General features: G+C 41.6%; 9 protein-coding genes and 8 tRNA genes. 15 read left to right on the top strand and 2 right to left on the bottom strand.

Annotated elements, in window-relative coordinates:
* Positions 1–2 precede the first annotated feature (2 nt).
* The 11 genes from HMPREF9423_RS08965 (at position 3) to HMPREF9423_RS08915 (ending at position 4,394) form a co-directional block, all read left to right on the top strand.
* Positions 3–76 (top strand) — tRNA-Met (locus tag HMPREF9423_RS08965).
* 13 nt (positions 77–89) lie between these two features.
* Positions 90–163: transfer RNA gene (locus HMPREF9423_RS08960), tRNA-Ile, on the top strand.
* A gap of 10 nt (positions 164–173) precedes the next feature.
* Positions 174–263: transfer RNA gene (locus tag HMPREF9423_RS08955), tRNA-Ser, on the top strand.
* A 14-nt stretch (positions 264–277) separates the two neighbouring features.
* Positions 278–351 (top strand) — tRNA-Met (locus HMPREF9423_RS08950).
* Positions 352–356: 5 nt separating this feature from the next.
* Positions 357–429 (top strand) — tRNA-Phe (locus tag HMPREF9423_RS08945).
* Positions 430–448: 19 nt separating this feature from the next.
* Positions 449–519 (top strand) — tRNA-Gly (locus HMPREF9423_RS08940).
* Positions 520–552: 33 nt separating this feature from the next.
* Positions 553–626 (top strand) — tRNA-Ile (locus HMPREF9423_RS08935).
* 6 nt (positions 627–632) lie between these two features.
* Positions 633–720: transfer RNA gene (locus HMPREF9423_RS08930), tRNA-Ser, on the top strand.
* Positions 721–832: 112 nt separating this feature from the next.
* Positions 833–1,981, top strand: a complete 1,149-nt coding sequence (locus HMPREF9423_RS08925) for a DUF4767 domain-containing protein (protein WP_006148993.1) — start codon at positions 833–835, stop codon at positions 1,979–1,981.
* A gap of 171 nt (positions 1,982–2,152) precedes the next feature.
* Positions 2,153–2,881 carry an ABC transporter ATP-binding protein gene (locus HMPREF9423_RS08920; protein WP_006155507.1) on the top strand — a complete coding sequence of 243 codons (729 nt, stop codon included), beginning with the start codon at positions 2,153–2,155 and terminating at the stop codon, positions 2,879–2,881.
* Entirely contained in the window at positions 2,874–4,394 is a 1,521-nt protein-coding gene (locus HMPREF9423_RS08915) for an ABC transporter permease/substrate-binding protein (RefSeq protein ID WP_006148990.1), read from the top strand. The genes HMPREF9423_RS08920 and HMPREF9423_RS08915 overlap by 8 nt, the downstream gene beginning before the upstream one ends.
* Before the next feature lie 145 nt (positions 4,395–4,539).
* Here the strand turns inward: HMPREF9423_RS08915 and HMPREF9423_RS08910 are convergent, their stop codons facing one another.
* Positions 4,540–5,091 (bottom strand): TetR/AcrR family transcriptional regulator, encoded by a 552-nt coding sequence (locus HMPREF9423_RS08910; RefSeq protein ID WP_006148989.1) that lies wholly within the window; start codon positions 5,089–5,091, stop codon positions 4,540–4,542.
* Between the two features lie 132 nt (positions 5,092–5,223).
* Here HMPREF9423_RS08910 and HMPREF9423_RS08905 point away from each other — a divergent pair, with 132 nt between their 5' ends.
* Together HMPREF9423_RS08905 and HMPREF9423_RS08900 are read left to right on the top strand one after the other, a co-directional pair.
* Positions 5,224–6,126: a cation diffusion facilitator family transporter gene (locus HMPREF9423_RS08905; RefSeq protein WP_006148988.1), complete on the top strand. Its 903-nt coding sequence runs from the start codon at positions 5,224–5,226 to the stop codon at positions 6,124–6,126.
* A gap of 79 nt (positions 6,127–6,205) precedes the next feature.
* Entirely contained in the window at positions 6,206–7,243 is a 1,038-nt protein-coding gene (locus HMPREF9423_RS08900) for a zinc-binding dehydrogenase (protein ID WP_006155510.1), read from the top strand.
* A gap of 212 nt (positions 7,244–7,455) precedes the next feature.
* On the opposite strand, the gene HMPREF9423_RS08895 is transcribed toward HMPREF9423_RS08900, so the two are convergent.
* Positions 7,456–8,457: a LacI family DNA-binding transcriptional regulator gene (locus tag HMPREF9423_RS08895; protein WP_006148985.1), complete on the bottom strand. Its 1,002-nt coding sequence runs from the start codon at positions 8,455–8,457 to the stop codon at positions 7,456–7,458.
* A 168-nt stretch (positions 8,458–8,625) separates the two neighbouring features.
* Between HMPREF9423_RS08895 and HMPREF9423_RS08890 the strand changes: the two genes are divergently transcribed.
* Positions 8,626–9,804: a galactokinase gene (locus HMPREF9423_RS08890; RefSeq protein ID WP_006148984.1), complete on the top strand. Its 1,179-nt coding sequence runs from the start codon at positions 8,626–8,628 to the stop codon at positions 9,802–9,804.
* 18 nt (positions 9,805–9,822) lie between these two features.
* Positions 9,823–11,304, top strand: a complete 1,482-nt coding sequence (locus HMPREF9423_RS08885) for a UDP-glucose--hexose-1-phosphate uridylyltransferase (RefSeq protein WP_006148983.1) — start codon at positions 9,823–9,825, stop codon at positions 11,302–11,304.
* Positions 11,305–11,318: the final 14 nt, after the last annotated feature.

The raw sequence follows: 11,318 nt of genomic DNA, 5'->3' as shown, positions 1-11,318 counted from the left end.
ATGGCGGTGTAGCTCAGCTGGCTAGAGCGTCCGGTTCATACCCGGGAGGTCGGGGGTTCGATCCCCTTCGCCGCTATAATGATCTTGTTGGACCTTTAGCTCAGCTGGTTAGAGCTCTCGGCTCATAACCGAGTGGTCGTAGGTTCAAGTCCTACAAGGTCCATTGGAATGATGGAGGATTACCCAAGTCCGGCTGAAGGGAACGGTCTTGAAAACCGTCAGGCGTGTAAAAGCGTGCGTGGGTTCGAATCCCACATCCTCCTTTATTTATTATTAACGCGGGATGGAGCAGCTCGGTAGCTCGTCGGGCTCATAACCCGAAGGTCGTAGGTTCAAATCCTGCTCCCGCAATATTTGGCTCGGTAGCTCAGTTGGTAGAGCAATGGATTGAAGCTCCATGTGTCGGCGGTTCGATTCCGTCTCGCGCCATTTTTTAATATGATACTATGCGGGTGTAGTTTAGTGGTAAAACTACAGCCTTCCAAGCTGTTGTCGCGAGTTCGATTCTCGTCACCCGCTTTGAACTTTGTTCAAGTACCAAGTTTTTAACTTGGGCGCGTAGCTCAGGTGGTTAGAGCGCACGCCTGATAAGCGTGAGGTCGGTGGTTCGAGTCCACTCGTGCCCATTAATAGGAGAATTACTCAAGAGGCTGAAGAGGACGGTTTGCTAAATCGTTAGGTCGGGTAACTGGCGCAAGGGTTCGAATCCCTTATTCTCCGTAATTAAAGAGCTTTATAGCTCTTTTTTTTATTTTCTTATTGCTTCTTACTTTATTTAATTTTTGTTATACTATAACTAGTTTTAGTTCTATTTTATGTTTAAGGAGTGTTTATGAAATTTAAATATCTAGTAACTTTCTTTTTTGTTATTACGCTTAGTTTATTTTTAACTGGTTGTAGTTTTACTAGGTCAGAAGATTTTATTCAGAATTCTAGTTTAGAAACGTCAACAAGTCAATCTACTTTAACTAGTGTTAACTCGACTTGGGATCAAGAACAATTCTTTCGTTATCTTTATCAGCCTGTTTTCGATAGCTATAGAAAGATATTTTCTTCGCCCAAAGACCTCTCTTTAATTCCTTCGCTTTATAATAGTTTAAGTGCTACTAAACGACCTATTGGCAGCTGGGTTGTTGAAAATTCTGTTTTTAACTCTGATAAACTTCGTTATGCCTATGTTGATTTGAATGAAGATATCGTTGAGGAGCTAATTATTGGAGTCCAGCAATCAGATGGGAGCTACTCTATATCAGGCTTATATTACTTAGAGAATGATAAACCAATACTTTTATCTGAGGGATATGTAGCTGGACATGGTGGAGCTAGGAATACTACGACTATCTATAAAGGTGGAGAAGTTCTTGAATTGAGTTGGTCTTCTGGAACCGGAGAAGGTAGGGGAGTTCTCTATCAACTCAATCCAAACCAGAAAGCCGCTTCTATAGTAAAAGAACAAGATATTAAAGTGCCAGGAAATAATTCCTTGCATGATATTTTTGGTAAATCAGAATCTGAAATAATTAATATACGTGATTTTGATTGGCAACAATTTGAATTTTCTGGTAGTATAAATAGTTCTCAAACTGAACAAAAAGCTCCGTGGAATCCTATTAAATCTGCAAAATTAGAAGTTTTTATAAAAGGATGGGGAGAAAGACTTGGTCAACCTAATTACAAAAAAGGAATTGCAGGTGGGGATGTTGGTCCAGATAATCTATATACATTTGGGGATGGTCCGAGTGAGAAAATGAATGCTGAGTATACGGATACAGGTCTAGGAAATGCCCAGTACCGAATAGTAGAGCGTTATAGCAATTGGGATAAATACCCGGATGTTCATAGTTACTTCTTTGCGATAACTAAAACAGGAGAAACGATTGTTTTTCATTCACCAACGACAAATGGTGGCATCATGTATTTAAAACCGACAGAAAATACAGAGATCCAAGCAGAGTTTAAACGTTTGGTAGAAGAAGAGTAGTCCATCATAATCGAGAGTTTGGCCTTAGCCAAGCTCTTTTTCTTATATATGATTTCAAATCAAAATCGTTGACAGATGTAATTTCTAGTATTACAATATTATAATAATGATTACAGTCTTATAAAAAGTGAGATAAGGATCTTAGCTTTTAAGGAGATGGTGAGGAAGAATATGATTGAATACAAACATGTAGCCTTACGCTACACGGATACAGACATTTTAAAAGATGTCAATCTCCGTATTGAAGATGGAGAATTTATGGTCTTGGTAGGCCCTTCAGGATCTGGAAAAACCACCATGCTCAAGATGATCAATCGTCTTTTGGAACCGACAGATGGCAATATCTACATGGATGGGAAACGCATCAAGGACTATGATGAACGAGAATTACGTCTTTCTACTGGTTATGTTTTGCAAGCCATTGCTCTATTTCCTAACTTGACTGTTGCTGAAAATATAGCATTGATTCCTGAAATGAAGGGCTGGAGCAAGGAACAAATCGCCTCTAAAACAGAAGAACTATTGGACAAGGTGGGTCTGCCTGCTGTAGAGTATGCAAAGCGCATGCCTAGTGAGTTATCGGGAGGAGAGCAACAAAGGGTAGGAATTATTCGTGCTTTAATTGGACAACCCAAGATTCTCCTTATGGATGAGCCTTTCTCTGCTCTAGATGCCATCTCAAGAAAACATCTCCAAGATCTGACAAAGGCCTTGCATCAGGAATTTGGGATAACAATTATTTTTGTTACTCATGATACGGACGAGGCAGTGAAATTAGCAGATAGAATTGCAGTATTGAAGGATGGGGAAATTTGTCAGGTTACTGACCCTGAAACAATTTTACAAGCACCTTCGACAGACTTTGTAGCAAACTTGTTTGGAGGTGGTCTTCATGTCTAATTTCATTTCAACCTTTCAGGAGCGATTTAGTGAATGGGTAACAGCTCTGGGACAACACTTACAATTGTCTCTTTTGACCTTATTGGTCGCTATTTTTCTGACCATCCCACTTGCGGTTTATCTAAATGGTCATAAAAAAGCAGCGGCCTGGGTGCTACAAGTTGCAGGTATCTTCCAGACCATTCCTTCAATGGCTTTGTTGGGGCTCTTTATTCCTTTCATGGGGATTGGAACCTTACCAGCACTCACAGCCCTTGTCATTTACGCTATTTTCCCGATTTTAGAAAATACAATCACAGCCCTGAATGGCATTGATCCTAGTCTTGAGGAGGCAGGGATTGCTTTTGGGATGACCAAGTGGGAGCGACTCAAGAAGTTTGAAATTCCCCTTGCTATGCCTGTCATTGTATCGGGGGTTCGAACAGCGACCGTTATGATCATTGGGACAGCAACTCTAGCAGCTCTTGTGGGAGCTGGTGGATTGGGCTCCTTTATCCTTTTGGGAATTGATCGTCGGAATGCTAGTCTCATTTTAATCGGAGCAATCTCATCAGCCCTCTTGGCCATTCTCTTTAATATCATTCTCAAATGGTTGGAAAAGGCAAAGTTGCGTACGATTGTTTCGACCTTTGCTGTCATGGTCCTTGGTTTGGGAGTTAGTTATGTTCCAAGCATGATTCCAAATAAAGAGAAAGAAAATCTGGTTATAGCTGGGAAGTTAGGACCTGAACCTGAGATTCTCATGAATATGTATAAACTTCTCATCGAGGAAAATACGGATATGACGGTGACGGTTAAACCCAATTTTGGGAAGACAGACTTTCTTTACCAAGCGCTGAAAAAAGGGGACATTGATATCTATCCAGAATTTTCTGGAACAGTGACAGAGAGTCTCCTCCAATCATCTCCACAAGTTGGGCATGACCCAGAAAAGGTTTACGAGGTGGCTCGTGACGGCATTGCCAAACAGGATCAACTAGCCTTTCTTAAACCCATGGCTTATCAAAATACTTATGCTATAGCAGTTCCTAAAAAAATTGCGCAAGAATATGGGCTTAAGACGATTTCAGACTTGAAAAAAGTAGAAGGACAGCTCAAGGCGGGATTCACTCTGGAGTTTAATGACCGTGAGGATGGAAACAAGGGCTTGCAGTCTGTTTATGGATTGAATCTCAATGTGGCAACCATGGAGCCAGCTCTTCGCTACCAAGCCATCCAGTCAGGGGACATTCAAATTACAGATGCTTACTCAACAGATGCTGAAATTGCTCGCTATGATTTAGTGGTTTTGGAGGATGATAAACAACTCTTCCCTCCATACCAAGGCGCTCCACTCATGAAAGCTAAATTACTCGAAAAACATCCTGAATTGGAAGCTATTCTTAATAAACTAGCTGGTAAGATCACCGAGAGCCAGATGAGTCAGATGAACTACCAAGTTGGTGTGGAAGGTAAATCAGCTGAAGAAGTGGCGCGTGAGTTTCTAGTCCAGGAAGGATTGCTGAAGAAGTAAAGTCTAGTTAGCTTTAGCTACGAACTTGTTCAAATAAGTTAGAATGATAAACCCATCTTGCTTTTGTGCAGGATGGGTTTTTGTGTAAGTTTAAGTCAAGAAATAAATACAATTAGCTAATCTAATAGAATTAAAAGTGTAAGAACTAGAGTATTTTTTTTTCAGACTTCATTTCGATGACATCTAAGTAAAATCTCACTACTTGATCTTCCTTATAAGATTTCCCCTTTTTCAGCCACCAAGTCAATGTTTCGATAAAGTTAGTTACAACAAAGTGCTTGAGGTAGGAAGCAGGAATATTAGGATAGGCAACTTGTAAGTCCTCTGCTACCATGGGGTAAACATGATGTTCTAGCTCTTTCTGTAATTGACGGAGGAAGTAGTCATTTTTTGAGAAAAGGAGGCTGGTGACGTGGTCCTGGTTTTTCTTAAAATGTGAAAAGATATGGGACAAATAAGCTTCTGTAGATATATTTTTCTCGCGTTCAAAAAGATGATGAAAGAGATAACGGCAGAGCTCGTCTAGGAGTATTTCTTTACTTTCATAATGGCTATAAAAGGTGGAACGACCGACATCTGCTAGGTCTATTATCTCCTGAACGGTAATCGTTTCAAAGCTTTTTTGATTTAGTAATTGTAAAAAAGCAGTATAGATAGCTTTTCGTGTCTTGGTAATGCGACGATCTTGACTAGTCATATGGACATTTTGAACAAACTGTTCAGTATCTTACAAAGTAAACAGTTTGCTCCTATCCTTTCTGTAATGAATGTTAGATAATGATAATGAACAAGATGTTCATGAATCTATTATATCAGAGGAAATAGGATTATGAAGACAAAACATGCAGTTTGGTTAGCTTTTTTCTTGAATTTAAGTTATGCCATTGTTGAGTTTATCGCAGGTGGAGTATTTGGCTCTAGTGCGGTTCTTGCGGACTCTGTCCATGATCTTGGAGATGCAATCGCAATTGGGGTATCAGCTTTTCTTGAAACTATCTCCAATCGTGAAGAGGACAGCCACTATACCTTGGGTTACAAACGGTTTAGCCTTCTAGGTGCCTTGGTAACGGCTGTGATTCTCATGACAGGCTCTGTTCTGGTTATCTTAGAAAATATAACGAAACTCTTTCATCCACAACCGGTCAATGATGAGGGAATCCTCTGGCTAGGAATCATAGCGGTTAGTATCAATGTGTTGGCAAGTCTAGTAGTTCGTAAGGGAAAAACAAAGAATGAGTCTATTTTGAGCCTGCATTTTCTGGAAGATACTCTGGGTTGGGTGGCTGTTATCCTGATGGCCATTGTTCTGCGATTTACCGACTGGTATATTCTGGATCCGCTCTTATCTCTGGTCATTTCGATCTTTATTCTCTCAAAAGCTATTCCACGTTTTTGGTCTACACTTAAGATTTTCTTAGATGCTGTACCAGAAGGAGTAGATATCAAGCAAGTAAAGAGCGACTTGGAGCAATTGGATCATGTCGCTAGTATCAATCAGCTTAACCTTTGGACTATGGATGGCTTGGAAAAAAATGCCATCGTCCATGTTTGTCTAAAAGAAATTGAACAGATGGAAGTTTGTAAAGAATCCATTCGAACTTTACTCAAAAATTATGGTTTTCAAAATATCACCATTGAAGTTGATGCAGACTTAGAAACTCATCAAGCCCATAAGCGGAATATGGAGGATATAGAGGCAGTCCAAAGATATGAACATGAACATCATTATTAATGAGATGTAGTATAAGTGAGCGAAAGCTTCATAAATAGTGTATACTTGAAATAAGTTAGATACAGAGAGGTAAATGTTTATGAGATCAGCAGTCTATAAAAAAGCAGGTCAGGTAGGTATTGAGGAAATCAAGCGTCCAAGTATTCAAGAGACGGATGATGTTATTATCCGTGTGGTTCGTGCTTGCGTATGTGGTTCAGACCTATGGAGTTACCGAAATCCAGATATTAAAGCGGGTCACAAAAATAGTGGACACGAAGCAATTGGAATCGTTGAAGAAGTTGGTGAGGCTGTCACTACTGTAAAACCAGGTGACTTTGTCATCGCGCCTTTCACTCATGGTTGTGGAGAGTGTGATGCCTGTCGTGCTGGTTATGATGGGACTTGTGACCGCCATATTGGCACCAACTGGTCAGGTGGTGTCCAGGCTGAGTATATCCGTTTCCATTTTGCCAATTGGGCACTTGTGAAAATTCCAGGTCAACCTTCAGATTATAGCGAAGGCATGCTCAAGTCACTTTTAACACTTGCTGATGTCATGCCGACCGGTTACCATGCAGCGCGTGTGGCTAATGTGCAAAAAGGCGACAAGGTTGTCGTTATTGGGGATGGGGCTGTTGGCCAATGTGCTGTCATTGCGGCTAAGATGCGTGGAGCTTCACAAATTATCCTTATGAGTCGTCACGAAGATCGACAACAAATGGCCTTGGAGTCAGGAGCGACAGCTGTTGTGGCCGAACGTGGTGAAGAAGGCATTGCCAAGGTGCGTGAAATACTCGGAGGAGGGGCAGATGCAGCACTTGAGTGTGTTGGTACTGAGGCGGCTGTTGAGCAGGCTCTGGGTGTCCTTCATAATGGCGGTCGTATGGGAATTGTTGGTGTGCCTCACTATAATAACCGTGCCCTTGGTTCGACCTTTGCTCAGAATATTTCTGTTGCGGGTGGAGCAGCTTCTGCAACAACATACGATAAGCAATTCTTGCTCAAAGCTGTTCTTGATGGTGATATCAATCCAGGTCGCGTCTTTACTTCAAGCTATAAACTGAAAGATATCGACCAAGCTTATAAGGCTATGGATGAACGCAAGACTATCAAGTCTATGATTGTAATGGATTAATACTCTTCGAAAATCTCTTCAAACCACGTCAGCTTCAGCTTGGATTATAGATGTGACTGACTTCGTCAGTCTTATCTACAACCTCAAAGCAGTGCTTTGAGCAACCTGCGGCTAGCTTCCTAGTTTGCTCTTTGATTTTCATTGAGTATAAAAAGAAAACCTAATAGGATTTGAGAATCTCTATTAGGTTTTTTTATGTTCAAGTGTTGTGCTTAATGCAAGGTGCTTTCTCTTAACGTCAATTTGGTTCCAAGCATGGTGAGGCTTGGAATTTTACGACCGTGAAGGACTTCTCTGTTCAAAATATCCATTCCTGTACGTCCCATTTCTTCGGTGTAGACTGAGATACTGGAAAGGGGTGGGAACACTTGCTTGGTTAGAATAGTATCATTAAAGGAAATAATGCTGACGCGCTCTGGTATGCTGATGCTGGCTTCTTGAAGGGAGCGAAGAGCACCGATTGCCAAACTATCACTAGCTGCAAAAAAGGCTTGTGGAAGTTCATCTCCTAATTTTTCGATAGCCTCTTTCATCAAGTCATATCCAGATTGGGCAGTAAATAGTCCTTGGAAAATAAATTTATCGTTATAAATTCCTTTTTCTTGTGTATAGGATTTAAAGTAATCTAAGCGTTTATCTGCGATGACTTCTTCTTGGTCAGTAGTAGTTTCAAGACCGGATAAGATACCAATCTTCTTAATCCCGTGGTCTGTAAAGTAATCGACTACCTGTCTAACAGCATTATTAAAATCTGTAATGACACAGGTGTGTCCCAAGGCTATGGTGTCACTATCTAGAAAAACTAGAGGTTTTTGATATTCTTCAAATGATGCAATCTGTGCTTGGCTGAATTTTCCAATACAAAGAATTCCAATCACTTCTTCGCTAAGCGTGAAAGGCTGGTCATTAAAATAGCGCAAGATGTCGTAATCTAATTCTTGTGCTCTATTTTCAATTCCTAGGCGAATCTGGTAGTAGTAGAGGTCTTCCAACTCACCTTGTTCGCTGACCCATTGGATAATGGCAATCTTTTGTTTAAGTTTGTGACTTTCGCCTGTTTTGAGATGTTTGGTATAACCTAGTTCTTCGGCGACAGTTAAAATACGATGTCGGGTTTCTTCTGTGACAGATAGACTCTGATCGCGATTGAGGACACGGGATACAGTTGCGATTGAAACAGAGGCTAACTGAGCAATATCTTTGAGTGTAGCCATAATTCCCCTCCTTTTTAGGTTATTATAGCATATTTTTCTATCTTTTTACTCATAGTTTAGTAAAATATCGGTAAAAATGTTGACCAAAGCAAAACCCTTGGGTACAATAGAAGAAAACGATTACAAGGTAAACTTTTTTACCTAACAAATTGTCAAAGGAGAATTCATATGACACAACATCTTACTGCTGATGCACTTCGCAAGGATTTTCTTGCTGTTTTTGGTCAAGAAGCAGATCAAACCTTCTTCTCACCAGGCCGTATCAACTTGATTGGGGAACATACGGACTATAATGGTGGCCATGTTTTCCCAGCTGCTATTTCACTAGGAACTTATGGAGCAGCACGCAAGCGTGATGATCAAGTTTTGCGTTTCTACTCCGCAAACTTTGAGGACAAAGGCATTATCGAAGTGCCTCTAGCTGACCTTAAGTTTGAGAAAGAGCACAACTGGACTAACTATCCAAAAGGTGTCCTTCATTTCTTGCAAGAAGCTGGGCATGTGATTGATAAAGGTTTTGATTTCTATGTATTTGGGAATATCCCAAATGGTGCTGGTTTGTCATCTTCAGCTTCTTTGGAGCTATTGACAGGTGTCGTGGCAGAATACCTCTTTGACCTAAAATTGGACCGTCTAGATTTGGTTAAAATCGGAAAATTGACAGAGAACAACTTTATTGGGGTTAATTCTGGTATCATGGACCAATTTGCTATCGGTATGGGGGCGGATCAACGTGCTATTTACCTTGATACAAATACTTTAGAATACGACTTGGTTCCCCTTGATTTGAAGGACAATGTTGTTGTTATCATGAACACTAACAAACGCCGTGAACTTGCGGATTCTAAGTACAATGAACGCCGTGCTGAATGTGAAAAAGCAGTAGAAGAACTCCAAGTGGCCTTGGACATTCAAACCTTGGGTGAATTGGACGAGTGGGCTTTTGATGAATATAGCTACCTGATCAAAGACGAAAATCGCTTGAAACGTGCTCGCCATGCCGTTCTTGAAAACCAACGTACGCTTAAAGCGCAAGCTGCTCTTCAAGCAGGCGATTTGGACAAGTTTGGTCGTTTGATGAATGCCTCTCACGTTTCTCTTGAGCATGATTATGAAGTGACTGGCTTGGAATTAGATACCCTCGTTCATACGGCTTGGGCTCAAGCAGGTGTTCTTGGTGCTCGTATGACAGGAGCAGGTTTTGGTGGTTGTGCGATCGCCTTGGTTCAAAAAGATGCTGTTGAGTCCTTCAAGGAAGCTGTTGGCAAGCACTATGAAGAAATCGTGGGCTACGCTCCAAGCTTCTATATCGCTGAAGTTGCAGGTGGAACTCGCATTCTTGATTAGTCAGAAGGAGGTTGTCTAGTGACCTTAGTAGAAAGATTTGTGACCAAAGTCATTGCAGAAAGTAGCTTTGAAGAGTTGGATCGGATTTATCTGACCAATCGTGTCTTGGCTTTGGTTGGTGAAGGAGTTTTTGACGTTGAGGCTGACCAGGACAGCTTGATTGATCTCAAAGACCAGCTTGTCGAGGAAGCCGTTCGATTGGAAACAATTGAAGATAGTCAGACTGCGCGTGAGATTCTCGGTGCTGACCTCATGGACTTGGTAACCCCTTGTCCGAGTCAGGTCAATCGTGACTTTTGGGATACCTATGCCCAGTCACCAGAGCAGGCGATTGCGGACTTCTACCAACTCAGTCAGAAGAATGACTACATCAAACTAAAGGCTATCTCAAAAAATATTGCTTATCGTGTACCGTCTGACTACGGTGAACTGGAGATTACCATCAATCTCTCGAAGCCTGAAAAGGATCCAAAGGAGATTGCGGCGGCCAAGTTGGTCAAGTCGAGCAACTATCCTCAATGTCAGCTCTGTATGGAAAACGAAGGTTATCACGGTCGTGTCAACCATCCAGCTAGAAGTAATCATCGCATTATTCGTTTTGATATTTCTGGTCAGGAGTGGGGCTTCCAGTATTCACCTTATGCTTACTTTAATGAGCACTGTATTTTCCTAGATAGCCAACACCGTCCTATGGCCATTAGTCGCCAAAGTTTTGAACGTTTGTTAGCCATTGTGGGGCAATTTCCAGGCTACTTTGCTGGTTCGAATGCTGACCTGCCAATTGTGGGTGGCTCCATCCTGACGCACGATCATTATCAAGGCGGGCGACATGTCTTTCCAATGGAAGTAGCGCCTTTACAAAAGACTTTCAGGTTTACAGGTTTTGAGTCTGTCAAAGCAGGGATTGTCCAGTGGCCTATGTCAGTCATTCGCTTGACCTCGGCTTCAAAAGATGATTTGACAGAGCTAGCGAATAAAATCTTGCTGGCTTGGCGTCAGTATTCTGACCCAAGGGTACAGGTCTTGGCAGAAAGTAATGGATCACCGCACCATACCATTACTCCGATAGCCCGTAAACGAGATGGGCAGTTCGAGTTGGATTTGGTCTTGCGGGATAATCAAACATCTCCAGAACACCCAGATGGTATCTATCATCCCCACAAGGATGTCCAACATATCAAGAAGGAAAATATCGGCTTGATAGAGGTCATGGGCTTGGCAATCTTGCCACCACGCTTGAAGGAAGAAGTGGAGCAAGTAGCAGCTTACCTAGTCGGAGAGGATGTTTCTATTGCGGATTATCACCAAGAATGGGCGGATGAATTGAAAGAAGCCCATCCTGGATTGACTGACAAAGACCAAGCTCTTAATATCGTCCAAGAATCTGTTGGAAAAATCTTTGCTCGAGTTTTGGAAGATGCAGGAGTTTACAAGCAAACAGAAGAAGGACAAGCTGCCTTTATGCGCTTTGTAGAGCAGGTTGGTATTTTGCCCGAATAAGTGCTTCTCTCTTG

This window comes from Streptococcus infantis ATCC 700779 (assembly GCF_000187465.1).
Classification (GTDB): Bacteria; Bacillota; Bacilli; order Lactobacillales; family Streptococcaceae; genus Streptococcus; species Streptococcus infantis.
The sequence above is the reverse complement of the archived record's forward strand: the minus strand, read 5'-3'. Positions and strand labels throughout refer to the sequence as shown.